The sequence below is a fragment of the Roseomonas fluvialis genome, assembly GCF_022846615.1.
Classification (GTDB): domain Bacteria; phylum Pseudomonadota; class Alphaproteobacteria; order Acetobacterales; family Acetobacteraceae; genus Neoroseomonas; species Neoroseomonas fluvialis.
On sequence record NZ_AP025637.1, the window covers coordinates 1,389,283 to 1,413,266 of the forward strand.

Here is a 23,984-nt window from a genome sequence, read left to right on the forward strand (position 1 = left end):
CAGGCCGTGGCTTGGCGGGCCAAGGTTACCGCAGGAATACGCCGGAAGATCAAGCCGGCGTGTGCTCGGTCGTGCGCGCCGCGGCCAGGCCGAAGCGTGCGCGCGGATCAGTCCGGCGCGGCCGCCGTCTGATCAGTCCGGATACGCGGCGGGATCGATGCCCGCATCGGCCAGGAAGGTGCGGATCGCCACCACCTCGTCCTTCGACAGGCTGTGCTTCGAATCGTGGAAGGCATGCGCCTGGCCATTGAGCTTCACCGCAATACGGCCGGACCCATTGTGCGAGACCTCGGCCCCGAGTTCCTCGAACACGGCATGCACGGCGCGGGGGTCGATATTGGCGCTGACCGGGTGGGCGAACAGCGCGTGGAGCACCTTGCGGTGGCGGTGGTTCATGGCAGGCCTTTCGTGCGGTGGGACGATGCCGCCATGTTGCGCGCGCCGCGGCGGCGCGCCTTGCGCCGGATCAAGATCGGCGCCGATGCGCGCCCGCCCGACATCCGAGGGACACACCACGACCGATCGCGGCCCTGCGAGGATCCGCGCGCGCGGAGCGCGACCGCGCCCAGACTGTCAGCCGTTCCTGGCGCACCAGCCCCTGGCGCGAAGGCAAGGCCGGCGGACGCCGGCCGCCCGCCGTTTGAGGGTCAAACACGTCGGATCGTGCGCCTGCACGATCCGCGCGCGCGACGCGCGACCGCGCCCAGACTGTCAGCCGTTCCTGGCGCACCAGCCCCTGGCGCGAAGGCAAGGCCGGCGGACGCCGGCCGCCCGCCGTTTGAGGGACGCGAGAAATCCTACGGTCGCGCCTCAGGCGCGCCCGTAGGTGTCCTCGAAGCGCACGATGTCGTCCTCGCCCAGGTAGGACCCGGACTGCACCTCGATCAGCACCAGCGGGATCATCCCGGGGTTCTCCATCCGGTGCACGCAGCCGAGCGGCAGGTAGACGCTCTCGTTCTCGCGCAGCAGGATCTCCTCGGCGTCGCGGCGCACGATCGCAGTGCCCGAGACCACCACCCAATGCTCCGCCCGGTGGAAGTGCTTCTGCAGGGACAGCTTCGCGCCGGGGCGCACCTGGATCTTCTTCACCTGGAAGCGCTCGCCCAGGATCAGCCCCTCGTAGTGGCCCCAGGGCCGATAGGCGCGGCGATGCTCGGTCGCTTCCTTGCGGCCCTTGGCGCGCAGCTGCTCGACCAGCTTCTTCACGTCCTGCGCGCGGTCGCGGTGCATGGCCAGCACCGCGTCGTCGGTCACCACCACGACGGCGTCCTCGAGGCCGACCACGCCGGTGACGATCCCCTCGCTGCGCACCAGGCAGCGCCGCGCATCGACCAGTTCGACCGGGCCGAGCGTGGCGTTGCCCGCGCCATCCTGCGGGCTGATCTCCCACAGCGCGGCCCAGGATCCGATGTCGGACCAGCCGATCGCCGCCGGCACCACCGCGGCATTTGCGGTGCGCTCCATCACTGCATGGTCGATGCTGATCGACGGCGCCGCCGCGAAGGCCGCGGCATCGAGCCGCACGAAGTCCATGTCGCGCTTCGCCCCGGCCACCGCCTGGCGCACCGCGGCCAGCATGGCGGGTTCGTGCCGTTCGAGCTCCGCCAGCAGGACCGACGCGGTCGCGACGAACATGCCGGAATTCCAAAGGTGCCGGCCGCCGGCGACGAAGTCGGCCGCGCGCGCCGCATCGGGCTTCTCGACGAAGCGCGCGATGGCGCGCACCCCGGGCAGGCCCGGCACGTCGGCGCCGGCCTCGATGTAGCCGTAGCCGGTCTCGGGCGCGGTCGGCGCCATGCCGAAGGTGACGATCCGCCCCGCGCGCGCCGCTGCGGCCGCCTGGCCGAGCGCCGCATGCAACGCGGGCACGTCCTTGATCGCGCTGTCGGCGGCCATGATCCACAGGACCGTGCCCGGGCCCGCTTCCTCGGCCAGCAGCGCCGCGGCGGCGATGGCGGGGCCGGAATTGCGCCCCGCCGGTTCCAGCACGATGCGCGCGCCATGGCCGCGCAGCTGTTCGGCGACCAGGAAGCGGTGCGCCTCGTTGCAGACCACCATGGGGGGCGCGAAGCCCGGGCCTTCCGCGCGCGCCGCGGTCTCGACCAGCATCGGCCGGTCCGAGGCGAGCGGCCAGAACTGCTTCGGATACCCCTCGCGCGAGAGCGGCCAGAGGCGGGTGCCGGTGCCCCCCGAGAGGATGACGGGCAGGATCGGCGTGTGCTGTTGGGTCATGGCGTCCGGGCGATCTGAACGGGTGCTGCGCGTTCTATGCGTCGCAACTGGGGCGAAGGGAAGGCACCTCGGCAGGGTGCGGCGGGGCGCCTATCCTGCCCCCGTTTGGTGCAGGGGGATCGGCGTGGTGGACAGCGGTGTTCCGGAGGGTTTCGTGGCGCGGCACGCGGGCGGGCCCTTCCTCGAGCCGATCGGCCCGATCTTCCGCCGGCCCGAGGAAGCCGGGGCGCGCTTCGGTATCCGGATCGAACGGCGCCACTGCAACAACCAGGCGGTGGCGCATGGCGGCATGCTCGCGACCATCGCCGACATCGTGCTGGGCATCGGTGGGGCCGAACAGGCCGGTACGCCCGGGCATTTCGTGACCATCAGCCTGGTGACGGACTACCTGGCCCCCGCGCCGCTGGGCGCCTGGCTGGAATGCCACCCGGCGTTGCTGCGCCGCACCCAGCGGATGATGTTCGTGGAGGGGCGCTTCCTGGCCGATGGCGTGGCGGTCCTGCGCGCCAGCGGCGTTTTCGCGCTGCCGCGCCCGAAGCCCGAGGCGGCGCCGGGCGACTGAGCCACGCAACGCGGATCGCGGCCCTGCGGCGATCCGGGAGGGCACAGCGCACCGCGACCAACCGATCCGCGGCGCCAAACGCACCAGCGCACGGCGCGCAGCCATGCCCGCGCACTCCTGCGCCGGCACTAGCGGCGAACAGACGCGGATCGCGCGCCTGCACGATCCGGGAGCGCAAGGCGGCGACCGCGCCCAACCTGCCACCCGCGCCCAACGCACCAGTGCACGGCGCGCAGCCATGCCCGCGCACGCCTGCGCCGGCACTTGCGGCGAACAGACGCGGATCGCGCGCCTGCGCGATCCGGGAGCGCAAGGCGCGACCGCACCCAACCTGCCACCCCCGCCCGACGAACCAGTGCACGGCGCGCAAGCCAAGCCGCCGGAGGCGGCGCCCGGCGCTTGAGGGCATACAAAAACAAAGAAGGCGGGTCCCCCTCGGAACCCGCCTTCCCAAAACACCCCGACCTACGCGGGCAGGACGACCCTCACCCGCCTTCTTGCAACGCGCTGTCCTTGCCCTTGCGGATGTTGGGCAGCAGCATCGCAACCAGCGCGATGGCGGCGATGCCGAGCATCGTCGCGCTGATCGGGCGTTCGAGGAACACCATCGGGTCGCCGCGCGACAGCAGCATGGCGCGGCGCAGGTGTTCCTCCATCATCGGCCCCAGCACGAAGCCGATCAGCATCGGCGCGGCTTCCAGGCGCAGCTTCGAGCAGAGGTAGCCGAAGATGCCGAAGACCACCGTCTGGTACACGTCGAACACGTTGTTCTGCAGCGAATACACGCCGATCGCGCAGAAGATCATGATGGCCGGGTACATGTGGCGGTAGGGAACCGCGAGCAGCTTCACCCAGATGCCGATCATCGGCAGGTTGATGACCAGCAGCATCAGGTTGCCGACCCACATCGACGCGATCAGGCCCCAGAACAGGTCCGGCTGCGCTTCGACCATGCGCGGGCCGGGCTGGATGCCCTGGATGATCAGCGCGCCGACCATCAGCGCCATCACGGCATTGGCCGGGATGCCGAGCGTGAGCAGCGGGATGAAGGAGGTCTGCGAGGCCGCGTTGTTCGCCGATTCCGGACCCGCCACGCCCTCGATCGCGCCGGTGCCGAATTCGTGCCGGCCCTTCGAGATCTTTCGCTCCATCATGTAGGAGCCGAAGGACGACAGCGCGGCGCCGCCACCGGGCAGGATGCCCAGGAGCGAACCGACCACCGTGCCGCGCAGCACTGCGGGCACCGCGCGCTTGAATTCCTCGCGCGTCATCATCAGCGAGCCGACCTTGCCCGACATGACCGAGCGCGATTCCGGCCGTTCGAGGTTCAGGATGATTTCGGCGATGCCGAACATGCCCATCGCGATCGAGACGAAGCCCACGCCGTCCGACAGTTCCGGGATGCCGAAGGTGAAGCGCTGCTGCCCGGTCTGCACGTCGGTGCCGACCATGCCGAGCGACACGCCGAACACCACCATGCCAATCGACTTCACGACCGACCCCTGCGCCAGCACCGCCGAGATGATCAGGCCGAGGAACATCAGCGAGAAGTAGTCCGCCGGGCCGAAGGACAGCGCCACCTGCGTCAGCAGCGGGCCCGAAGCCGCCACCAGCACGGTCGCGACGGTGCCCGCGAAGAACGACCCAAGCGCCGCGATCGACAGCGCCGCGCCCGCGCGGCCCTTGCGGGCCATCTTGTAGCCTTCGAGGGTTGTGACGACCGAACTGACCTCGCCCGGCAGATTCAGCAGGATGGCCGTGGTGGAACCGCCGTACTGCGCGCCGTAGTAGATGCCCGCCAGCATGATGATGGCGGTGGTGGCGGGCTGGCCGAAGGTGATCGGCAGCAGCAGCGAGATGGTCGCCACAGGCCCGATGCCCGGCAGCACGCCGATGGCGGTGCCGATGACGCAGCCGATCAGGCAGAACAGCAGGTTGTTGAAAGTGAGCGCGACGCCGAAGCCATGCGCCAGATTGCCGATGAGATCCATGTCAGCCGGTCCTTTCGGTCAGAACTGCGGCCAGACCGGCACGCGGATGTCGAGCTCGTAGATGAACACGGCCCAGCACAGCACGCACAGGAACACGACCAGGCCCACGACGCCGAGCGGCTTGTGCGTCTCGTCGGCGAACGCGGCGAGCACGACGCACAGCGTGATGGCGAGCATCAGCCCGAGCGGTTCGAGCACCAGCCCGAACAGTGCGAAGGCGGCACTGACCAGGAACAGCGGTCGCCACGATTTGATGACCGCCGGTACCAGGCAACCGACGAACATCCCGATGCCGAGCGCATTCCACCCGGCCGAGGGCCAGCCGCCCACGCGCATCGCGATCAGCCCCGCCGCGGTGCCGACCACGGCGCCGCCGATCAGGAACACGACCTCCTGCGACGTCCACTTCGCGAGCGGGTCGGGGCCGTTGAACAGGCCGAGCAGCAGCACGATGACGCCCAGCCCGAGCAGGATCACGAAGCCGAGGAAGGGCATGTAGCCCGGCCCCATGCGTCGCGCTGTGCCCATGTTGTGGTCCATGTTGAGCCACAACCCGACCAGCGCGAAGCCGATCAGCAGCGCAGCCGAAATCAGGTCCTTGGTGTTGAGCTTCATGCTTGTTCGTCCACCCCAGTCAAAATCCTGCCCCCGAACGCACGTTCAGTCCGGCGTCGCGCCGGAAGCCTGCACGAGTGGCGCCCAAAGCGCCACCTCCCGCCTTACGAATTCGCCGTAACCTTGCGCCGTGAGGTCCCCGGGCGTCCCGCCGAGCTCGGCCAGGCGGGCCACGATCTCGGGCGTCGAGAGGAAGGCACGGCTCTCGAGGTTCAGCCGCTCGACGATCGGCGCCGGCGTGCCGGCGGGGGCGGAGATCCCGAACCAGGAATCGCTGGCCAGGTCGAAACCCTGCTCGCGGAAGGTGGGCACGTCCGGGAAGGACGGGTGCCGCGACGCCGAGGCCATCGCCACCGCGATCACCGACCCCTGCCGGATGTGGTTCGCCGCCGAGGGCAGGCTGTCGGACATCATCGGCACCTGCCCCGCGATCACCGCCTGCATGGCCGGGCCCGCGCCGCGGAAGGGAATGTGGTTCAGCTCGGTGCCGATCAGCTGGCCCATGCGCACCACCATCAGGTGGTTCGAGGATCCGGCGCCCGATGTCGCGACATCGAGCCCGCCCGTCCCGCGCGCTTTCGCCGCCGCATCCGCCAGCGTGCGGATGCCGGCGCGCGGATTGGCCACCCACACGGTCGGGTTCGACACCACCAGAGCGATATGCGCGAAGTCGGCGACCGCATCGTAGCGGATGCGCCCGCGATAGACCGAGGGCGAGATGCCATGGCTCGCGATGTTGGACATCACCAGCGTGTAGCCATCGGGTGCGGCGCGCGCGACCATCTCGCTGCCCACCGTGGCGCCCGCGCCGGCGCGGTTCTCGACCACCACCGACACGCCCAGGCGTTCCTGCAGCCCGGCCGCCAGCAACCGTGCGACCAGGTCGGTCGTGCCGCCGGGCGCGAAGGGAACGACCAGGCGGATCGGCTGCGAAGGCCATGCGGCAGCCTGCGCCAGGGCATGGCGCGACGTGGTCACGGCCAATAGGGAACCTGCCAGCAGAATGCGCCGGCGGAGCGTCCAGGACATCTTGCCTCCCAAGTGTCGCTTCGCCCTATCGCATGGGGCATGGCACGTCGCAAGCGCGCAGCGGGCTTGCCGGTGCGCCGTACCGTCCTATGCTTTCTCAACCATCGCGCGCGCCAGCCGCGACGGCGCGTACGCACGCCGACCATCGACGCCGGAGCCATCGCCGCCATGATCCCGAACGACCCGCAGCGCGCCATCCGCGACGCCGCCGCTGCCATCGCGCCGCACCTGGTGGAACTGCGCCGCGACATCCACCGCGTGCCTGAACTGGCGTTCCAGGAAATCCGCACCGCCGGCATCGTCGCCGCCGAACTCACGCGCCTGGGCATCGCGCATCGCACCGGCGTGGGCGTCACCGGCGTGGTGGGCGAGATCACCGGCGGTCGCCCCGGCCCCACGCTGCTGATCCGCGCCGACATGGACGCGCTGCCGATCCACGAGGAAACCGGCCTGCCCTTCGCCAGCGGCGTCGATGGCCAGATGCACGCCTGCGGCCACGACATCCACACCGCCACGCTGCTCGGCGTCGCGGCGGTGCTGAAGGACCTCGCGCCGCAGATCGCCGGCACCGTCCGGCTGGTGTTCCAGCCTGCCGAGGAAGTGCTGGAAGGGGCCGCCGCCATGATCGCCGACGGTGCCGCCGATGGCGCCGATCTCGCGATCGGGTTCCACAACCACCCCGACATGCCCGTGGGCACCTTCGGCTACGTGCGCGGCGCCTGCCTCGCGGCCTCGGACCGCTTCGACCTGGTGGTGCAGGGCAAATCCGGCCATGCCGCGCACCCCTACGCCGCGGTCGACCCCATCGTCGCCGCCGCGCAGTTCATCGGCCAGGCGCAGACCGTCGTCAGCCGCGAGATCAAGCCGCTGCACCCGGCCGTGGTCACGGTCGGCATGGTGCAGGGCGGGACCACCTACAACATCATCCCCGAGCGTGTGCACCTGAAGGGCACCGTGCGCACCCTGCACGCCGATGCGCGCGACACGGCCGAGGCCGCGTTGAAGCGGCTCGCGCAGGGCATCGCGACCGGCCTGCGCGTGGGCTGCACCATGACCTATGCGCGCAAGGTGCCGCCGCTGGTCAATGATGCACGCGTGCTGGAACCCGTCATCGCCGCCGTGGCGCGCCAGATGGGCGTGGCCCCGGTCGAAGGCGAACCGTCGATGGGGGCGGAGGACTTCGCCGAATTCGCCGCCCGCGCGCCCGCCTTCCAGCTGCGCATCGGATCAGGCGCGGCGGGGCGCGACGACCGCCTGCACAACGCCTTCTACCAGCCCGACGAGCGCTGCATAGAACAGGGTGTGCAGGCGCTCAGCCGCGCCGCCCTGGACCTGCTGGCGTAGGTCGCGCGGCGCTGGCGGTTCGCGCCATCCGCTGGCACAAAGGTCGGGTCGAGCCCCAGGGGAAGGAGCCCGCGCCATGCTCGTGATGGAACTGCTGCGCGACCGCGGCGTCGTCGTGCTGGAACCGGACGGCCCACTTGCGGCGGAGGATTTCGATCGCCTCGCCGCCCTGGTCGACCCGTACATCGAGGAGGCCGGCAGCCTGCGCGGACTGCTCATCGACACGCGTAGCTTCCCCGGCTGGGACGGGCTCGACGGTCTGTTCGCGCATGGCCGCTTCGTGCGCGGCCACGCCGCACGCGTGAGGCGGGTCGCTATCGTCACCGACAGCGACCTGGCCGGCATGCTCGCGCGCGTCGCCGGCGCGGTCCTGCCGCCCGAGATCCGGCGCTTTGCTTCCGGCGAGCTCGAACAGGCCTTCGCCTGGATCCTTGCCGCCGAGACGCCGGCCTGACGCCCCTTCACCGCAAGGCCTTCGCATGACCCATCGCATCGCCGAGATCACGTCACCCGAGGTGGCCTCGCGCCTCGCCGCCGGCGCGGTCGCCATCCTGCCCATGGGCAGCCTCGAGACCCATGGCCCCGCCCTGCCCATGGGCGACTACCTGGTGGCGGAGGAGATCGCCGCGCGCATCGCCGCCAGCGCGCTGGCGCTGGGCGCCGACGCCCTGGTCGCCCCCGCCATCCCGTTCGGCGGGGAGGATTTCTTCGCCGGCGTGGCCGGCGGCATCACGCTGTCCATCCCGACGCTGACCGCCGTCATCGAGGAAACAGCCGAGGCCTTCATCCGCACCGGCACGCGCTCGATCCTCATCGTCAACGGCCATGCCGGCACGATCGGTCCCGCGGAAGCGGCCGCACGCGCCGCCCGCCACCGCCACGGCGTCATCATCCCCGCCCTGCATCTGTGGCGCGAAGCCGGCAAGCTGCACGCCGAACTCGGCGGGCCCGCCGCATCCTTCGGCCATGGCGGCGACCCTGTGGCCTCGGTCACCCTGCACCTGCGCCCCGATCTGTGCCGTCCGGACCGCACGCGCGAACGGGCCCCCACCGGCCCCTACCTGGGCGTGCCGCCGACCGGCTTCGGCGCCATCCGCAGCCATGGCGTCGACTTCGCCGTGCCGATGTGGGTCGAGGAAGTCGCCCCCGGCGGCGTGGCTGCGCCGGACCCGCGCAGCGCCAATGCCGCGCATGGCCAAACCATCACGGACCGCCTGGTCGCCGCGGGCGCCGCGATGTGCGTGCAACTGCGCGACCACGCGGCGTGATGCGTTCCGCACGCGGCGCCCATTCCGGCGCAGCGATTGCATGGCTGCGCGGTACCAGGTTGCCCGTGGCGTCTCTCCGGCCAAGGATCCATCCATGACCCGCATCTGCGTCTTCGGTGCCGGCGCCATCGGCAGCCACCTCGCGACCCGCGCGGCGCTGGGCGGTGCGGATGTCGCCGTCGTGGCGCGCGGCCCGCACCTGGAGGCGATGCGCGCGCGCGGCATCACCCTGCACGCGCATGACGGCGTGCGCACCGTCCGGGTGCAGGCCTTCGCCACCGCGGAGGAGGTCGGCCCGGTCGATGCCGTGCTGGTCACCACCAAGGTCCCCGCACTGCCTGCGGCCGCGCGCGCCATCGCCCCGCTGCTCGGCCCCGACACGCCGGTCGCCTTCGTCACCAACGGCATTCCCTGGTGGTACTTCCTGCGCCATGGCGGCCCGCGCGAGGGCGAACGCATCCCGCTGCTCGACCCCGGCGCGGAGATCGAACGCAGCATCGGCATGCATCGCACCCTCGGCGGCGTGGTCTATTCGGCCAGCGCCGTCATCGAACCCGGCGTCGTGAAGTCCGAACACGCGGATATCCGCCTGTTCCTCGGCGAACCCGACGGCAGCGTCACCCCGCGCGCGCAGGCCATCGCATCGGCCATCGAGGCCGGCGGCATGCCCTGCCCGGTGGTCACCGATATTCGTCACCGCGTCTGGGGCAAGCTGATGGGCAACCTGACCAGCGGGCCGCTGTGCATCCTCTCGCGCGCCGACATGATGACCACGCTGTCGGACCCGGCCATCTACGCGGCCGCCATCGCCATCGCCGAGGAAGGGGCGGCCCTCGCGCTCGCCCATGGCCACGACCTCGCGACCTCGGCGGAGGCGCGCATGAAGCGGTCCGCCATGATCGCGCACAAGCCCTCGATCCTGCAGGACCTCGAACTCGGCCGCGCGATGGAGATCGACGCGCTGTTCACCGTGCCGCTCGACCTCGCGAAGCAGGCCGGCGTGCCGATGCCGGTCTTCGAGCTGACCGCGCGGCTCGCGACGCAGGCCGCGCGCGCAGCGGGGCTCTACGCGCCCGCGCCATGAAGGTCGGCATCCTCGAATGCGGCGTCCCGCCTGAGTCCGTCGGCGCACGGCACGGGAGTTATGCCGCGATGGTGCGCCGCATGCTGGGCCCCGGGCACGACGCGCAGGTCTTCGCGACCCTGCAGGGCGTACTGCCCGCAGCGGCCGAGGCCTGCGACGCCTATGTGGTGACGGGTTCGCCGGCCGGGGTGATGGACGACCTTCCCTGGATCCCGCCGCTGCTCGACTTCCTGCGTGACGCGCGCGGGCGGGCGCGCCTGGTGGGGCTGTGCTTTGGCCACCAGGCCATGGCGGCGGCCTTCGGCGGGCGGGTACAAAAATCCCCTCGCGGCTGGGGGCTCGGCCTGCACGGCTACGACGTGGTCGCGCGCGCTGCCTGGATGGACGACGCCACGACCATCCGCGCGCCCGCCTTCCACCAGGACCAGGTGGTGGCCGCCCCGCCCGGCGCGCGCCTGCTGCTCGCGAGCGCGTTCACGCCCCTGGCCGCGCTCGACTACGGCGATGCCGTGTCCTTCCAGTTCCATCCGGAATTCACCGTGCCCTACGCGGTCGCGCTGACCGAGGCGCTGCAGGATCGCTTCGGCGCGCACGCCGCGCCGGCGCTGGCGAGCTACGCGGGGCCCGACGATGTCGCGCGCGTGCAGGGCTGGATCGGGCGGTTCCTGGACGGCGGGTAAGGCACCGCGCGGCAGTTCAGCAATCGTTGGCCGACAGCACGATGCGAATCTCGCCGCCGACGATATCCGCATAGCTGTAGACGAAGCGGTAGCCGGCACGCAGCGCAAGGCCCTGGCGCGGGCATACCTCCCGGTAGTGACGCTCGCGCAGCCGGGCGGCGAGCTCGGCCCGTTCGCCCGGCGCCACGAAGCGGTTCATCATGAAGCGGGTCAATACGGTGCGACCGGACAGGCTTGCGCCGAGCGCCTCCGTCTGCGGCGTGCTGAAGACCCTCAGGTTGGCGTTGTAGGCCGCGATCTCGCGCTGCAGCCGCTCATCGAAGGCCGACAGGTCGCCCGCCAGCTCGCGCGACGCGCCTCCCCAATCCGGGACAAAGTACGTCCGCCAGACATACGCCGCCCCGAGGTTCGCGGCGAGCATGGCGACACCCCAGGCCAGCACACGGATCAGTATGTCCACCCGGCCTCCCGCGCCAACTCCACCCCAAGGTCCGCCATTCGCGTTTGCATCGGCAAGCCCGATGATGCGGCCGAGGGAGGTCGGACACGCCCCTGCTTCCCGGACCCCGTCAGTGCGGCCGACGGGCTCCGCATGCCGGTCAGGGGCGCAGCACCCCCAGCCTGGCGCCGCCCGGATGCGACGCTGCCGACCTGCGCGCCACGGCAGGCGCTCGCGGCGCTTCCGCACGGGCACATGCCGCTCGGATGCCCGGCGCTCGGCCGCCGGGCCTTCGCCTCACGCGCTCTCCGGCAGCAGCCCCGTCCGGATCACATGCGGCCAGGCGGCGTTGAAGCCGACCTCCTCGGCGCGGCGCGCCGCCGCATCCCAGTCGTAGCGCACCGCCAGCGCTTCCACCCCGACCTCCGGTCCATCGAGGTGCAGCACGGCATAGCGCGCATGCGGCGTGCCGGCCTCCTGCCGGTGCACCGGCTCGCGCGAGATGCGGAAACCCGGCAACCCGCAACTGCCCGGATTCACCACCAGCGGCCCGCCCGGCACCTGCACCATCCCGGTGCGGTGCGAATGCCCGCAGACCACCACGCGCGCGGCCATGCCGGCCTCGCCCAGCCGGTCGCGCAGCACCGCCATCGGCGCCTCGCGCAGGCGGCCCTCGACCACTTCCTCGATCAGGTTCTGCACGTCCGATTGCGGCGTGCCGTGGCAGGCCAGCACGCCCGGTGCAGGTTCCAGCGTGGCCGGCAGGTCCATCAGCCAGGCGCGGTGGTCGGCGCCGAGCTCATCGAAGGCATGACGGTCCTGCTTGCCCATGGTCGCGTGGTCGTGCTCGCTGATCCAGCGGTCGTGATTGCCGCGGATGCACGGGATGGCGCGGTCCTGCAGCAACTCCACCGTCTCGCGCGGCCAGCCGGCGCCCGACGCGATGTCGCCCAGGCAGACCACGCGCCCGATCCCGCGCGCCGCGATATCCGCCAGCGCCGCCCGCAGCGCGGCGACATTGCCGTGGATGTCGGTGATGACGGCCAGTTTCATGCGCGCTCCCGTGGTCGGCGGGCGGTGCGAAGATGCCCCCGCGCCTCGGCGTAGTCTTCACGCTTCGCGCGCCGGCGTCACCCCCGCGCGCGGTCCGCCAGGCCGCCGCGCGCCGCGTGGTCGCGCATCGCCACGAACACCGAGCGCTGCGCGTGGCTGCCGCCGAATTCCGGCAGGCGCGGCAGCACGGCATCGAGGCACCGGCACGCCTGCCGCGCATCGCCACCCACCGCATCCGCCACGGCGCGCGCCGCGGCGATGCCCAGCTCCGCATGCAGCCGCGCCTGATCGCCGTGGTGCGACCCCGCATGGCCGGCGATCGACCGGATCATGCGCCCCACCGCCGCGTGCCGTCCGGCCCCGGCCAGGGCGATCACGTCATGCAGGTCCGCGAACGCCCAGGCATGCTCGCCGATGCGCCGTTCCGCCACGTCGGCCAGCGCATCCCAGCGCGCCGCACCCACCGGCACGCCGCCGGCCTCCAGCCGCCACAGCAGGTGCGCGGCGTTCATCAGGTCCCGCACATCCTCGCTCGGTTCCGCCCAGACCTTCGCGTCGTGCAGCGCCAGCGCCGCATCGTGCTCGCCCAGCGCCAGGTGGAACAGCGCGCGGTGCCAATGCACGTGCCGCACGAAGTTCGACCCGCCGGCCAGATGCGGCTCGAGCCAGCGCAGCCAGGCGAGTCCTTCGCGCAAGCGCCCCTGCGCGCCCAGCGCATGCGCGACGGCGTGCGCGCCCCACAAATCGCCGGGATCGAGCGCCACGGCCGCGCGCCCCACCCGTTCCGCGCGCGCGGCCTCGCCGGTCTCCTCCAGAGCGAAGGCGTGGCAGCCCAGCAGGTTCGCGTAGCCCGGCATCGACGCATCCCAGCGCGGCAGCGCGGCCTCGATTGCGTGGCGCATCTCGAAGGCCTCGCCCAGCATGAAGCGGATGCCGTGCGCCAGGCGCAGCGCGAGGATGTCGTGCGGGTCCTCCTGCGCAATCGCCTCGAGCCCTGCGGCGGCGCGGGCCATGTCGCCGCCCTCGGCCCAGGCCGCCAGCGACTGCACCAGCGCGCGCTCGCGCGGCGTGCCGCCACGGTCCACCAGCGCGGCGCGCGCGCGCCCCAGGCTGCCCATCGCCTGAATCGCGAGCGGCCGCCGCGCCGCCAGCATCAGCGAAAAGCCGGCCAGCGCCTGCCCCGCCACCAGCAGCGGATCGGCCGCGAGGGCGGCGCCGAGCCGCGCGCCCGCCTCCTGCTGCTGGCCGAGCAGCGCCATCACCGCCGCGTCCAGTTCGCGTGCAGCCACGGCGCTGCCGGTCGTGATCGCCATGCCGCGGGGGTCGTAATGCATCGCCGCTCTCCTGCTGCGTCCGTGGATGGGTTCGTCCGCGGCAGGCGGGCGGTTACGCGGCGCGGAGGTCGCGTGCGGCGCCCGGTGCGCGACTGCGCTGCTTGAGATGTCGGTGGTGGCGTGCACGCATGCGTGGGCGGTGGGCGTGCGGTGATCGATGCGCCTGCAGCGCGTTGTCGCGTTGCGCGGCGGCGCGCGGTCCGAGTCGCGCGGCGGCGCGCGGTCCGAGTCGCGCGGCGGCGCGCGGTCCGAGTCGCGCGGCGGCGCGCGGTCCGAGTCGCGCGGCGGCGCAAAGAGGCGTAGTTCGCGCGCACGCCGCGCAGTCCTCACGTGTTCGCCGTCCCGGTCGCCCCGGGGCGGCCTGGCAGCGCCCGCGCGCTACGCGACCGGCAGCGCGCTTTGCCCGAGCACCCAGCCCTCCCAGCGGCGCACCGCGTCGTCGTGCGGCACGAAGTCCGCGCGCGCACCATCGAGCACGCCCACCAGCCCGAGCAGGCCGATGACCGAATCGAAGCGATCCTCGCCGGCCGGGTCGGCGCCGAAGCCATCGGCCACCATGACGCGCAGGCAAGGCTCGGGGACGACGCACCGCGCCGCCATCGCGCCCAGCAGCGCATCCCCGATGGCTGCGCGGTCGGCCTGCACGCGCTTCGACCCGCGCAGCACCAGCCCGCAGTGGCGGAGCGCCTCCGCCGGATAGACCTCGGCCAGCACCGCGCGGCCGGGCGCCAGCAGCGCATGGATACCGCCCTCGAAGGGCCAGATCGCATAGGGCGCGCCCCGCGCGAGCCCCGGCGCCAGCCAGTCCCGCCACGCCGCGATCGCGGCCTTGCCGGACTGGTTCGCCCCCAGCGTCCAGAATACCGGCGCGCCGGCGGGGCGTTCCGCTGTGGCGCGGTCGCACAGCCGCGACAGGCCGCGCGCATCGCCCAGCCCGAGCGCCGCCGCATGTGCCGCGCGCGTCATGCCCTTCACGCCGCGCGCGGGGTAGAAGGGGCGCTCGCGCGATACCTCCGCCAGCGTCGCGGCAACCTCGAAGAAGGCGGGCCGTGCCACCAGGCAGCGCAGGAAATCGACGAAGCCCGCTTCCGGGCGATCCTGCGCGAAGCCGCGCGGCACGCCGAGCGGCAGGTCGAGCCCGATCGCGACCGGCACGCCCTCGGCCACCAGCGCCGCCGCCAGCGCGGCGGGATCGCCCACCGGGACCGGCGCCTGCGCACGCCACCCATCTGCGCCGCGACGCGCGATGCTGACCCAGCGCTTGCGCGGATCGGTGCTCCAATCCGCATGGGCGGCGATCATCCTCACGTGCGGAACATCGCGGCCATGCGATAGACTGCCCGCGACATGCACGGGAGACCCAACATGGACGCCAGCACAGCCGGCCCTCTGCCCGGCCAGGACGCCGCGCACCCGCATGGGCAATACGGTCGCGCGGCGAAGTGGTTCCACTGGATCACGCTGGGCCTCATGCTGGTGGCGCTTCCGACCGGCTTCGTCATCAAGTTCATCACCGGCGAGGCCGATGGCGCCTACAAGATGGGCTTCTACGCCATCCACGAAAGCGCGGGCCTGACCATCCTGTTCGCGGCGATTGCGCGCATCGCGTGGAAGGTCCGCCACCCGCCGCCGCCGCACCCGGCGGACCTGCCGCCCATGATGCGCAAGGCCGCCGCCGCGACGCATCACGGCCTGTACGCGCTGCTGATCCTGCAGCCGCTGATGGGCTTCTTCATGACCAACGCCTTCGGCTTCCCGATGCAGGGGCGCACCGCCTATCTGGGCTTCATCGACCTGCCGAAGTTCATGGAGCCGTCGGAAGGTCTCGCGAATGCGCTGTCCTGGGGCCACACGATCGGTGGCTACCTGTTCGTGGTGCTGCTGGTCGCGCATATCGGTGGCGCGGTGTTCCATCACGCGATCCGGCGCGACGGCACGCTGATGCGCATGCTGTGATGCGCGAACCGATCGAATGCCCGCATTGCGGGGAACCCACGGTGCCGAACGAACGCGCGGATGGATCGGTGGTGTGTTCCTGCGCGGCGGCGCGGGAGTTGCCGCCGCGGACGGACCGCCAGGGCGCAACCGCCTGACCGGGGCCGGACGTCGCGGAAAGCGCCCCGAGGGCGACGCCTGCAACGGAGTCTAAGGCGCGTCCTTCGCCTGCGGCACCACATGCAGGCGGCGCAGCGCGCCGGGGCCGATCTCGACCTCCGCACGTACCCCGCCGGCGAGGAACTCGCTGCGCCGCGCCGCGCCGTCCTGCGCGCCCAGCGCAGCCAGCACAGGTGCGGCCGGTGCATGGCCGAACAGGTCCAGCACCGCCGCTGCCGGCGCGTTCCAGCCGCCCCGCGCGCCGCCGCGCCATTCCAGGATCACCGCCACGCGCCGCGTGCCCGCGATGCGCAGAACGCTCAGCGACGGCACCTCCGTGCCGGCGGGGCAGGCGAAGGGTGGAGGGACCAGGGCCCCGCGCGGCACTTCGGGTTCCGGACAGCCCAGCGACCGCGCCACGCGCGGTGCCAGCGCGGCCACGAAGGCCGGCACCACCACCGCGTCCATGGCGCGGGCCTCGGCCTCGGCCACGCCGGCCAGGCGTGGGCCGGGGCAGGGGAACAGCTCGACGCGGTCGTTCATCGGTTCCGCCTGGCCGGGCGGTGTCAGGCGCACCGGTTGCGCATCGCCGCGCGATTCGACCGCGATGTCGCGCGAATCCACGCCCTGGCGCTGCATCATCGCCGCGACCGCATGGGCGCGGGCCTGCGCGAACGACGCGGCGCCGGCGTCGCGGTCGGCATGGCCGGTGATGCAGTGGCCGCGGAATTCCGGCGGGCGCGGCGGGCGCAGGAAGGCCAGCAGCGCGTCGCGCGCCTGCGGCGTGACCTCGGCGCTACCTGGGTGGAACAGCATCACGGTGCCGAGCGGCGCGTAGTCCTGCGCCGCCGCCGGCACGACGGCCGCGGCGACCAGCCCGAGCATCCCGGCCACAGTACTGCGCATGGGGCGCAGCCTAGCGCGTTTTCCGATCCGACGGCCTGCTGATCCACCTGGCCGCCCAACGACAGTGGCCAGGGTGCGCGAGCGGGCCGATACCGACACCTCGCAAGACGCGCTTGCCCGACGCGCGGCCGGGCGCAGCAGCCTACAGCGGCTTCTGCGCCTTCTCGAGCAGCCGGCCGAAGAAGCCCGGCTTCTTCGCCGGTTCGGCCGGCTTCGGCGCGGCGGCGGCGGCCTCGCGGGCATCCTCGGCCGCGCGGCGTTCCTTGGCGACGAGCCACTTTTCGAGGCTCATGCCCGCCTTGGCCGCGCGCTTCGCCTCATAGGCGCGTTGCGCATCCGTCATCTTCCGATCGCTCATGGCCGACCCCCGCTCGATCCGCGGTGAATGGCGCGCGGCGCGCCTTCCGGCAAGGGGTGGGGCGTGCGACCTTGGCGCGATGACGCCCCCCGCCACCGCAAGCCGCCTGCCGCGCCAGCACCCGCAACGGATCGCGTCGCGATCCGGGAGCGCATGGCGCGACCGCGCCCAACCCGGCCCCTGCGCCCGGCGCATCAGCACACGGCGCGCAGCCAAGCCGGCGAAGGCCGGCGCCCGACGCTTGAGGGCTATGTAAACATGGAACCGAAGGTCAAGGCCGGCATCTGGGTCTCGATGGCCATCCGCCTGTCCGACATGGCCGGCCGCCCCGCCGCCGTGCTGCGCCGCGGGGACCCGGATTCCGGCGGCATCCTGTGCGTTCTGCGTGGGCGCGAGGGCTGCGTCGTGCTCGCCCAGGCCCGCGACGCCGAAGGGCGCCCCGCCTGGGTCCGCGGCACCGGCACGGCCCCGATCGAGGAAGCCCTCGCGACCGCCTATGTGGACCGCCAGGTGAAGCGCGACCCCGACCTCTGGGTGCTGGAATTCGAGGCGCCCGACCTGATGCCGCCCTTCGAGGCGCGGATGATCTGAACCCTGCGCCGCCGGCCGCCGGCCGCCATCGCGGCGACGCACGACGCGCCCAACTCGGATACGAAAATCTCTCGCGGTCGTGACCTCGCGACGGCTAGTCTCCCGCTCGCCGGAGCAACCGCGTCATCGCCGCGTTCCATGGAAGCCACTCGATGCTGAAACGAGACATTCTTCGCGCCTCCGCCCTTGTCGGGGCCAGCGTGCTTTCCATGCCGCGCCCCGCGCTGGCCCAGGCCAGCCGCCCCGGCCTGATCGGGTCCTTCGAAGCGGCCGAGGCTGCCTTCGTCTTCGGACTGCCGATCGTGATGAACTACGCGGTGATGTACGAATTCGCCATCGACCGCGCCGGGTCGCAGTTCAAGGCGCCGTTCAACGCCATCTACAACGAGGCCAACGTCGCCACCTGGCGCGACACCGCCGTCGTCACGCCCAACAGCGACACGCCCTATTCCATCCTGTGGCTCGACCTGCGCGCCGAACCGATGGTGATCTCGGTGCCCGAGGTGCCGGCCGGGCGGTACTTCTCGGTCCAGGTCTGCGACGGCAACACCTACAACGTCGGCTATATCGGCAGCCGCGCCACCGGCCAGGGCGCGGGGTCGTGGCTGGTGGCCGGGCCCGGCTGGCAGGGTGCCACGCCGACCGGCGTGAAGGGCGTGATCCGCTCCACCACGCATCTGGCGCTCACGCTGTTCCGCACGCAGCTCTTCAATCCCGCCGACATGCCCAACGTGGCGGCGATCCAGCGCGGCTATTCCGCCCAGCCGCTCTCGGCCTTCCTGCGCCAGCCCGCGCCGCCGGCCCCGCCCGCGATCCGCTGGCCGCGCGCCACGGCGGAGCTCGTGAAACACCATTTCTTCGACTACCTGGATTTTGCGCTGCAGTTCAGCGCGCCTCAGCCCGAGGAAGCGGCCATCCGCGCGCAGATGGCGCGCATCGGCATCGGCACCGGCAGCCCGATGCCGATGTCGCTGGCCGACCGGCTGGAACTCCTGGCCGGCGCCTTCGAGGGCGAGCGCAAGGTCGAGGCGGGCGTGGCCGCCGCCGGCATCGCGATGAATGGCTGGCGCGTGACCAACGTGCCGGGCACCCAGCAGGCCTATAACGGCGACTGGATGCTGCGCGCGGTGGTCGCCAAGGCCGGCGTTTACGCCAACACCACCGAGGAGGCGACCTATCCCTTCACGCGCGAGGACGCCACCGGCGCCACGCTCGACTGCAGCACGAACCGCTACACGCTGACCTTCGCGGCCGGCCGGCTGCCGCCGGTCAACGCCTTCTGGTCGGTCACGATGTATGACGGCCGCACGCAGCTGCTGATCCAGAACCCGATCGACCGCTACCTCATCAACACGCCCATGCTCGACCAGATGCGCCGCAACGCCGACGGGTCGCTGACCATCCACATCCAGAAGGACGACCCCGGCGAGGCGCTGCGGGCGAACTGGCTGCCGGCGCCCAATGGCCCGGTCTACATGGTCATGCGGCTGTACTGGCCAAAGACCGAGGCGCCATCGCTGCTGCCGGTCGGGCGCGGGGCGTGGCAGCCGCCGGGGATCGTGAAGGTCGGCTGAGAGCCCCTTCGAGAAGGCCAGCGCCGGACGCTCCCGGCGTCGGCGCTATCGCCGCGCCGGTCGCCCGCGGGCCGCCAGCGTCTGCGACGGCGTCTCGCCGAACTGCGCCTGGTAGGCCTGCGCGAAGCGCCCGAAATGCCAAAGGCCGAGGTCGAGCGCGACCTGCTTCACCATCACGCCCGCGCCGCCCTCCGTCAGCCGCCGGCGCGCCTCGGTCAGCCGCCGCAGCCGCAGGTAGCGGTGCACGCTCATGCCGAGGACCGCGCCGAAGCACTGATTGACGAAGCGCGCGCTCACCCCCGCCGTGGCGGCGATCTCCTCGCTGAAGACGGGCCGCCCTTGCGCCGCCTCGAGATACGCCACCGCCGTCGAGACGATCCGCATGGCGCGCCCTTCCGCCCGCAGCCGCCCGGCCGGCGCCACCGCGTTGAGCTGCGCGGACAGCTCCTCGACCACCTCCTCGGACACCGCGGCGCCGGTCGCGCCCGCCGCGACCGCGGCCGCGGCCTCGTCCAGCCGCAGCAGCCCCGGCGCGCGCGCCAGCAGGCCCGGCAGCTGCACCGCGCGCCCCTCGCGCGCCACGCCCAGCCTGTCGAACACGGCGCGGAAGCGCGCATCGCCGAAGACCGCCATGGTCCAGCGCTGCCCGTCCGCGACCCGCGCCTGCAGCTCCGCCCCCGGCCCGAACAGCACCGCATCCTCCGGCCCCGGCAGCAGGCCGTTCAGCCGGCTCGCCCGCGCAGGCCCGCCGGTCGGGAAGAACAGTGCCCAGGCACCGTCGGGCACCCGCGCCAGCCCCAGGTAGCTGCCCTCCAGCACATTCGCCTGCGCGCGCAGCGGCCCGAAATCCACCAGCCGCAGCCCGTAGCGGAACCGCCCCGGCGAGAGCTGCACCATCTCCGCCTGGAAATCGCGCTGCGCCGCGGCCAGCGGCTCGACGCAGTCCAACTCGGCCGACCAGGCGGCGGGGGCGATGCACTCCAAGCGCGGATCTCCTCGGTGCGGGACGCCCAGTGCCGCAGCGTGTTCCGAAAGCGGATAGCGGTTCAACCCTCGCCGATGCGCAACCTGCGATAGCCTCTCCCGGCGGCGCTGCCGCCCTGGCCTCGTGGCCAGAACGATGAGGGGGGATGGCTTGCGCGCGGGCTGGGCAACAGGCCCGCCAGGGCGCGCCGGCACCGCCCGACCATGCGGAAAGGTTCGACCTCCATGACCACACGGCGCGATCTCGCGATGCTTGCGGCGGCAGCATCTGCCTTGCGCAGCGCCTTCGGGCCCGGCACGGCGCAGGCCCAGCCGCTCACCGGCACGCCCACACCGCCGGTGTTCCGCTACACCACGCCGATGCCCCCGGGCGTCGCCTCGCCGCCGTCGGTCGACACCCGCTTTGGCCGGCTGAACTTCTTCGACGGCGTGCCGGACGGCCCCAGCACGGATGCGATCTACGACAACCTGATCTTCCAGCAGGCGGTGCAAGCCTATCTGCTCGGCATCCCCGCGGTGAACCAGGCCTTCAACCGCCAGGCCATCCGCAGCTTCGGCCCGGACAACACCACCATCCCCATCTGGGAACAGCTGGTCGACAGCCGCACGGTCGAACTGACCGCCAACGACAACACGCCCTACACCTGGTTCTGGATCGACCTGCGCGGCGGGCCGCTGGTCATCGAGGTGCCGCCGCGCGTGCTCGGCATCATCAACGACATGTTCTACTTCTGGGTGACCGATCTCGGCCTCACGGGCGCGGATCGCGGGCGCGGCGGCAAGTACCTGATCCTGCCGCCGGGCTACCGGGGCCAGGTTCCGCAGGGCTACACTGTCATCCGGCCGCGCACCTTCGGGAACCTCGTGATCTGGCGCAGCTTCCTCGAGAATGGGGACCCGCGCCCGGGTGTCGCGGTGGTGAAGCAGCGCACCAAGGTCTATCCGCTGGCCCGCGCCGCCAACCCGCCGCGGCTGAATTTCGTGGACGGGTCGGGGCAGCCCTTCAACATGGTCGGCCCCGCCGATTTCCGCTTCTGGGAATTGCTCAACACGGTCGTGCAGGAAGAACCGCTGGCGGCGACCGACCCGACCAGCCTCGGCTACTTCGCCGCCGTCGGCATCCAGAAGGGCCGCCCCTTTCAGCCCGACGACCGGATGCGCCGCATCCTGACCGAGGCCGCGGCGACCGGCGACGCCACCGCCCGCGCGCTGTTCTACCGGATGCGCGACCCGGAAGGGATCATCTTCCCCGATCGTCGCTGGAAGTTCGCCTTCGTCGGCGGCTACAAGTTCGAACGCCAGCCCGGCGTGCCGAACCTCAACGCGCGGTCCTTCTACTTCTTCGCCGCGACCGGCGTGACGCCGGCGATGGACACGAAGGTGGTGGGCGAGGGCTCGACCTATCCCTGGACCGCCGAGGACTCGCAGGGCAATGCCTTCGATGGCGGCAAGACCTACCGGCTGCGCCTGCCGGGCCCGGTGCCGGTGCGCACCTTCTGGTCGACCATCGTCTACGACACCCAGACGCGCTCGATGCTGCAGACCGACAATCGCTTCCCCTCGGTCAGCAGCCAGAAGCCGGACCTCCAGGTGAACCCTGACCGCTCGGTGGATGTGTGGTTCGGCCCGACCGCGCCGGCGGGCCGCGCGAGCAACTGGGTGCAGACCATCCCCGGCAAGTCCTGGTTCGTCATCCTGCGCCTGTACGGCCCGCTGCAGCCCTGGTTCGACAAGACCTGGAAACCGGGCGACATCGAACTGCAGCCCTGACCCCGTCCCGGCGTTCCAAGGGCCACTGGCCCTTGGCGGGGAGGTCCGGAGGGGCAGCGCCCCTCCGGTGACGCCCGTGGTCAGCGATCGGTCAGCCGCACCTCGATCCTGCGGTTGCGCGCAAACGCCGCGGCCCCTTCGCCCGGGTCGATCGGCTGTGTATCGCCAAACGACGTCGCCGCTACGCGGTTCGCCGGAAGGCCTTCCGCGATCAGCAGCTGTGCCACCGCGATCGCCCGCGCCGCCGCCAGTTCCCAGTTGCTCGCGAACCGCCCGCCGCGCAGCGGTGACCGGTCGGCATGGCCATCGACGCGTACCACCCAAGCGATCTCATTCGGGATCTGCGGCGTCACCTCCAGCAGCACGCGCGCCAGGTCACGCACCTGGCGCCGGCCTTCCTCGCTCAGGTCGGCCGAGGCGGGCGCGAACAGCACCTCGCCCTGGAAGACGAAGCGGTCGCCGACGATGCGCACCTCGGGCCTTTCGCCCAGCACCTGGCGCAGCCGCCCGAAGAAGTCGCTGCGATAGCGCTGCAATTCCTCGACCCGCTGCGCGAGCGCGGCGTTCAGCCGCTGGCCCAGCTGCGCGATCGTCGCCTCCTGCATCTGGCGCTCTCCCTGCGCGAGGTCGAGCGCGGCCGACAGCCGGGCCAGGTCTGCCCGCAGCGCCTCGATCTGGCGCGACAGCAGCGCCACCTGTGCCCGCGCGCTCTCCGCGAGCCGCACCTGTTCGGCCGCCTGTGCCTCCGCGAGGCGCCGCTGTTCCTCGGCATAGCCGGCGCGTTGCGCCGCCTGCGCGGCGGCGGTCTCGGCCTGGCCCGCACGGCGCGCGGCGGCCTGCGCCTCGGCCTCGGATGCGCCGGCGCGCGATGCGGCGGCGGCGGCGGCGCCGTCGGCCTCGGCGCGGCGGCGCGCGGCCTCGGCGGCCTCGGCCACGGCGCGGGTGGCAGCGGCCTCGGCGGCGGCGCGGGCACTCTCGGCCTCCAGCGCACGGGCGGCGGCGGTGCGCGCCTCGGCCTCGCGCGCTGCCCGCAGCCGTGCTGCTTCGGCCGCCTGCGCCTCGGCGGCCAGGCGGGCGCGCTCAGCCTCGGTGGCACGCGCAACGGCGGCCTGTTCGGAGGCCGCGAGGGCCGCGCGCCGGCGCTCCACCTCGGCGGTGGCGGTGGCGGCCTGGGCGGCGGCCTGCTCGGCGGCCAGGCGCAGCCGTTCCTGCGCGCCCGCGCGCGCCAGTGCGGCAGAGGCCTGGCGCTCGGCCTCGTCGCGCAGCGCGGTCAGCGCCTCGACCTCGCGCCCCAGCCGCGCGACATCGGCCAGCCGCGCCTCGATGGTCGCGCGGTCGGCGCGCATCTGCTGGTCGAGCGCCAGCGCCTCGGCCTGCACGCGCGAAAGGTCGGCCCGCGCGGTGGTCAGTTCCGCCGCCAGCGCGCCGGCCTGGCGTTCGGTCGTGGCACGGCGCTGCTCGGCCTCGGCCAGGCCGCGGCGCGCCTCGGTCAGGTCGCGCGCGACACGCGCGGCATCGCCGCCGGCGGCCTCGGCGCGGGCCAGCGCCTCGCCCAATTGCCGTTCGAGCGCGGCGACGCGTTCCTCCGCCCCCCGCCCGGTCAGGCCGAGGTCGGCCAGGCGCGCGGCCAGGCGGTCACGCTCGGCGCGCGTGCCGTCGCGTTCGGTGGCTATCCGGTCGCGCTCCTCGCGCAGCGTGGCGAGCGAACGCTGCGCCGCATCGCGCGCGGTGGCAGCGGCGGCCAATTCCTCGGTCGCACGCGACAGGCCGCCGCGCAATTCCTCGGCCTGGCCGCGCTCGAGCGCCAGCATCTCGGCGAGCTCCGCGACCTGGCGGTTCAGCCTGTCCAGCGCCCGGTCCCGCGATGACACCGCGACCGACAGGAACCCCTGCGCCAACGCGAACACCAGCAACACGAAAATGATGACCATGAGCAACGTGGACAAGGCATCCACATACCCAGGCCAGGGATCGAACCCACCACCCCCACGTCGCCGATCGGAGGACCGCGCCATGGTGCGTCAGGCCGCGACAGGCGCGTGGCGGGAGGGCTCCGCCCTCCCGGACCCTCCCGCC

Annotated in this window: 24 protein-coding genes; 11 read left to right on the forward strand and 13 right to left on the reverse strand. The window is 72.5% G+C overall.

What is annotated here, in order from left to right:
• Positions 1 to 132 precede the first annotated feature (132 nt).
• Both MWM08_RS06775 and MWM08_RS06780 read right to left on the reverse strand, forming a co-directional pair.
• A complete protein-coding gene (locus MWM08_RS06775; protein WP_244458703.1) occupies positions 133 to 396 on the reverse strand; it encodes a hypothetical protein in 264 nt (87 codons plus the stop codon).
• Positions 397 to 810: 414 nt separating this feature from the next.
• Positions 811 to 2,232, reverse strand: a complete 1,422-nt coding sequence (locus MWM08_RS06780; protein ID WP_244458704.1) for a mannose-1-phosphate guanylyltransferase/mannose-6-phosphate isomerase — start codon at positions 2,230 to 2,232, stop codon at positions 811 to 813.
• Between the two features lie 127 nt (positions 2,233 to 2,359).
• On the opposite strand from MWM08_RS06780, the gene MWM08_RS06785 reads away from it, so the two are divergent.
• Entirely contained in the window at positions 2,360 to 2,794 is a 435-nt protein-coding gene (locus tag MWM08_RS06785) for a PaaI family thioesterase (protein ID WP_244458705.1), read from the forward strand.
• A gap of 485 nt (positions 2,795 to 3,279) precedes the next feature.
• Here MWM08_RS06785 and MWM08_RS06790 read toward each other — a convergent pair whose 3' ends face one another.
• From MWM08_RS06790 to MWM08_RS06800, 3 genes are read right to left on the reverse strand one after another with little or no spacing between them, the layout of a single operon-like run.
• Complete coding sequence (locus MWM08_RS06790) at positions 3,280 to 4,785, reverse strand: tripartite tricarboxylate transporter permease (protein WP_244458706.1); 1,506 nt, start codon at positions 4,783 to 4,785, stop codon at positions 3,280 to 3,282.
• A gap of 18 nt (positions 4,786 to 4,803) precedes the next feature.
• Positions 4,804 to 5,400 (reverse strand): tripartite tricarboxylate transporter TctB family protein, encoded by a 597-nt coding sequence (locus tag MWM08_RS06795; protein ID WP_244458707.1) that lies wholly within the window; start codon positions 5,398 to 5,400, stop codon positions 4,804 to 4,806.
• Positions 5,401 to 5,445: 45 nt separating this feature from the next.
• Positions 5,446 to 6,429 (reverse strand): Bug family tripartite tricarboxylate transporter substrate binding protein, encoded by a 984-nt coding sequence (locus MWM08_RS06800; protein WP_244458708.1) that lies wholly within the window; start codon positions 6,427 to 6,429, stop codon positions 5,446 to 5,448.
• 39 nt (positions 6,430 to 6,468) lie between these two features.
• Between MWM08_RS06800 and MWM08_RS06805 the strand changes: the two genes are divergently transcribed.
• The 5 genes from MWM08_RS06805 (at position 6,469) to MWM08_RS06825 (ending at position 10,805) form a co-directional block, all read left to right on the forward strand.
• The gene (locus tag MWM08_RS06805; protein ID WP_244458709.1) at positions 6,469 to 7,773 is read left to right on the forward strand and encodes a M20 metallopeptidase family protein; all 1,305 of its coding nucleotides are present in this window, start codon (positions 6,469 to 6,471) and stop codon (positions 7,771 to 7,773) included.
• A 76-nt stretch (positions 7,774 to 7,849) separates the two neighbouring features.
• Positions 7,850 to 8,227 carry a SpoIIAA family protein gene (locus MWM08_RS06810; RefSeq protein ID WP_244458710.1) on the forward strand — a complete coding sequence of 126 codons (378 nt, stop codon included), beginning with the start codon at positions 7,850 to 7,852 and terminating at the stop codon, positions 8,225 to 8,227.
• A 25-nt stretch (positions 8,228 to 8,252) separates the two neighbouring features.
• Positions 8,253 to 9,041: a creatininase family protein gene (locus MWM08_RS06815; protein ID WP_244458711.1), complete on the forward strand. Its 789-nt coding sequence runs from the start codon at positions 8,253 to 8,255 to the stop codon at positions 9,039 to 9,041.
• 94 nt (positions 9,042 to 9,135) lie between these two features.
• Positions 9,136 to 10,125 (forward strand): ketopantoate reductase family protein, encoded by a 990-nt coding sequence (locus tag MWM08_RS06820; protein ID WP_244458712.1) that lies wholly within the window; start codon positions 9,136 to 9,138, stop codon positions 10,123 to 10,125.
• The gene (locus MWM08_RS06825) at positions 10,122 to 10,805 is read left to right on the forward strand and encodes a type 1 glutamine amidotransferase (RefSeq protein ID WP_244458713.1); all 684 of its coding nucleotides are present in this window, start codon (positions 10,122 to 10,124) and stop codon (positions 10,803 to 10,805) included. The genes MWM08_RS06820 and MWM08_RS06825 overlap by 4 nt, the downstream gene beginning before the upstream one ends.
• Positions 10,806 to 10,821: 16 nt before the next feature.
• On the opposite strand, the gene MWM08_RS06830 is transcribed toward MWM08_RS06825, so the two are convergent.
• The 4 genes from MWM08_RS06830 to MWM08_RS06845 form a co-directional block, all read right to left on the reverse strand.
• Positions 10,822 to 11,265 carry a hypothetical protein gene (locus MWM08_RS06830; protein ID WP_244458714.1) on the reverse strand — a complete coding sequence of 148 codons (444 nt, stop codon included), beginning with the start codon at positions 11,263 to 11,265 and terminating at the stop codon, positions 10,822 to 10,824.
• 276 nt (positions 11,266 to 11,541) lie between these two features.
• Positions 11,542 to 12,297 carry a metallophosphoesterase family protein gene (locus MWM08_RS06835; RefSeq protein ID WP_244458715.1) on the reverse strand — a complete coding sequence of 252 codons (756 nt, stop codon included), beginning with the start codon at positions 12,295 to 12,297 and terminating at the stop codon, positions 11,542 to 11,544.
• A 77-nt stretch (positions 12,298 to 12,374) separates the two neighbouring features.
• A complete protein-coding gene (locus tag MWM08_RS06840) occupies positions 12,375 to 13,631 on the reverse strand; it encodes a tetratricopeptide repeat protein (RefSeq protein ID WP_244458716.1) in 1,257 nt (418 codons plus the stop codon).
• Between the two features lie 378 nt (positions 13,632 to 14,009).
• The gene (locus tag MWM08_RS06845) at positions 14,010 to 14,933 is read right to left on the reverse strand and encodes a hypothetical protein (RefSeq protein ID WP_244459916.1); all 924 of its coding nucleotides are present in this window, start codon (positions 14,931 to 14,933) and stop codon (positions 14,010 to 14,012) included.
• A 63-nt stretch (positions 14,934 to 14,996) separates the two neighbouring features.
• On the opposite strand from MWM08_RS06845, the gene MWM08_RS06850 reads away from it, so the two are divergent.
• Both MWM08_RS06850 and MWM08_RS06855 read left to right on the forward strand, forming a co-directional pair.
• On the forward strand, positions 14,997 to 15,587 hold the full coding sequence (locus tag MWM08_RS06850) for a cytochrome b (protein ID WP_244458717.1): 591 nt from the start codon (positions 14,997 to 14,999) through the stop codon (positions 15,585 to 15,587).
• Positions 15,587 to 15,724 (forward strand): hypothetical protein, encoded by a 138-nt coding sequence (locus MWM08_RS06855; RefSeq protein WP_244458718.1) that lies wholly within the window; start codon positions 15,587 to 15,589, stop codon positions 15,722 to 15,724. Before MWM08_RS06850 ends, MWM08_RS06855 begins: the two co-directional genes overlap by 1 nt.
• 52 nt (positions 15,725 to 15,776) lie before the next feature.
• Here MWM08_RS06855 and MWM08_RS06860 read toward each other — a convergent pair whose 3' ends face one another.
• Positions 15,777 to 16,631: an OmpA family protein gene (locus MWM08_RS06860; RefSeq protein WP_244458719.1), complete on the reverse strand. Its 855-nt coding sequence runs from the start codon at positions 16,629 to 16,631 to the stop codon at positions 15,777 to 15,779.
• Positions 16,632 to 16,773: 142 nt separating this feature from the next.
• On the reverse strand, positions 16,774 to 16,989 hold the full coding sequence (locus tag MWM08_RS06865) for a hypothetical protein (protein ID WP_244458720.1): 216 nt from the start codon (positions 16,987 to 16,989) through the stop codon (positions 16,774 to 16,776).
• 258 nt (positions 16,990 to 17,247) lie between these two features.
• On the opposite strand from MWM08_RS06865, the gene MWM08_RS06870 reads away from it, so the two are divergent.
• Together MWM08_RS06870 and MWM08_RS06875 are read left to right on the forward strand one after the other, a co-directional pair.
• Positions 17,248 to 17,580 carry a DUF1491 family protein gene (locus MWM08_RS06870; protein ID WP_244458721.1) on the forward strand — a complete coding sequence of 111 codons (333 nt, stop codon included), beginning with the start codon at positions 17,248 to 17,250 and terminating at the stop codon, positions 17,578 to 17,580.
• Between the two features lie 209 nt (positions 17,581 to 17,789).
• On the forward strand, positions 17,790 to 19,154 hold the full coding sequence (locus tag MWM08_RS06875) for a DUF1254 domain-containing protein (protein WP_244458722.1): 1,365 nt from the start codon (positions 17,790 to 17,792) through the stop codon (positions 19,152 to 19,154).
• Positions 19,155 to 19,199: 45 nt separating this feature from the next.
• Here MWM08_RS06875 and MWM08_RS06880 read toward each other — a convergent pair whose 3' ends face one another.
• Positions 19,200 to 20,138, reverse strand: a complete 939-nt coding sequence (locus MWM08_RS06880; RefSeq protein ID WP_244458723.1) for a helix-turn-helix domain-containing protein — start codon at positions 20,136 to 20,138, stop codon at positions 19,200 to 19,202.
• 225 nt (positions 20,139 to 20,363) lie between these two features.
• Here MWM08_RS06880 and MWM08_RS06885 point away from each other — a divergent pair, with 225 nt between their 5' ends.
• Positions 20,364 to 21,908, forward strand: a complete 1,545-nt coding sequence (locus MWM08_RS06885; RefSeq protein WP_244458724.1) for a DUF1254 domain-containing protein — start codon at positions 20,364 to 20,366, stop codon at positions 21,906 to 21,908.
• Between the two features lie 80 nt (positions 21,909 to 21,988).
• Here the strand turns inward: MWM08_RS06885 and MWM08_RS06890 are convergent, their stop codons facing one another.
• Positions 21,989 to 23,854, reverse strand: coding sequence for a peptidoglycan -binding protein (locus tag MWM08_RS06890; RefSeq protein ID WP_244458725.1), 1,866 nt, complete (start codon positions 23,852 to 23,854; stop codon positions 21,989 to 21,991).
• Between the last annotated feature and the right edge of the window lie 130 nt (positions 23,855 to 23,984).

Coding starts and splice junctions, on each gene's coding strand:
- MWM08_RS06795 (WP_244458707.1), bottom strand. CDS start 5,400: ATGAAGCTCAACACCAAGGACCTGATTTCGGCTGCGCTGCTGATCGGC.
- MWM08_RS06815 (WP_244458711.1), top strand. CDS start 8,253: ATGACCCATCGCATCGCCGAGATCACGTCACCCGAGGTGGCCTCGCGC.
- MWM08_RS06860 (WP_244458719.1), bottom strand. CDS start 16,631: ATGCGCAGTACTGTGGCCGGGATGCTCGGGCTGGTCGCCGCGGCCGTC.
- MWM08_RS06810 (WP_244458710.1), top strand. CDS start 7,850: ATGCTCGTGATGGAACTGCTGCGCGACCGCGGCGTCGTCGTGCTGGAA.
- MWM08_RS06855 (WP_244458718.1), top strand. CDS start 15,587: ATGCGCGAACCGATCGAATGCCCGCATTGCGGGGAACCCACGGTGCCG.
- MWM08_RS06840 (WP_244458716.1), bottom strand. CDS start 13,631: ATGCATTACGACCCCCGCGGCATGGCGATCACGACCGGCAGCGCCGTG.
- MWM08_RS06850 (WP_244458717.1), top strand. CDS start 14,997: ATGGACGCCAGCACAGCCGGCCCTCTGCCCGGCCAGGACGCCGCGCAC.
- MWM08_RS06805 (WP_244458709.1), top strand. CDS start 6,469: ATGGCACGTCGCAAGCGCGCAGCGGGCTTGCCGGTGCGCCGTACCGTC.
- MWM08_RS06845 (WP_244459916.1), bottom strand. CDS start 14,933: ATGATCGCCGCCCATGCGGATTGGAGCACCGATCCGCGCAAGCGCTGG.
- MWM08_RS06865 (WP_244458720.1), bottom strand. CDS start 16,989: ATGAGCGATCGGAAGATGACGGATGCGCAACGCGCCTATGAGGCGAAG.
- MWM08_RS06835 (WP_244458715.1), bottom strand. CDS start 12,297: ATGAAACTGGCCGTCATCACCGACATCCACGGCAATGTCGCCGCGCTG.
- MWM08_RS06870 (WP_244458721.1), top strand. CDS start 17,248: ATGGAACCGAAGGTCAAGGCCGGCATCTGGGTCTCGATGGCCATCCGC.
- MWM08_RS06790 (WP_244458706.1), bottom strand. CDS start 4,785: ATGGATCTCATCGGCAATCTGGCGCATGGCTTCGGCGTCGCGCTCACT.
- MWM08_RS06885 (WP_244458724.1), top strand. CDS start 20,364: ATGACCACACGGCGCGATCTCGCGATGCTTGCGGCGGCAGCATCTGCC.
- MWM08_RS06820 (WP_244458712.1), top strand. CDS start 9,136: ATGACCCGCATCTGCGTCTTCGGTGCCGGCGCCATCGGCAGCCACCTC.
- MWM08_RS06875 (WP_244458722.1), top strand. CDS start 17,790: ATGCCGCGCCCCGCGCTGGCCCAGGCCAGCCGCCCCGGCCTGATCGGG.
- MWM08_RS06775 (WP_244458703.1), bottom strand. CDS start 396: ATGAACCACCGCCACCGCAAGGTGCTCCACGCGCTGTTCGCCCACCCG.
- MWM08_RS06800 (WP_244458708.1), bottom strand. CDS start 6,429: ATGTCCTGGACGCTCCGCCGGCGCATTCTGCTGGCAGGTTCCCTATTG.
- MWM08_RS06825 (WP_244458713.1), top strand. CDS start 10,122: ATGAAGGTCGGCATCCTCGAATGCGGCGTCCCGCCTGAGTCCGTCGGC.
- MWM08_RS06780 (WP_244458704.1), bottom strand. CDS start 2,232: ATGACCCAACAGCACACGCCGATCCTGCCCGTCATCCTCTCGGGGGGC.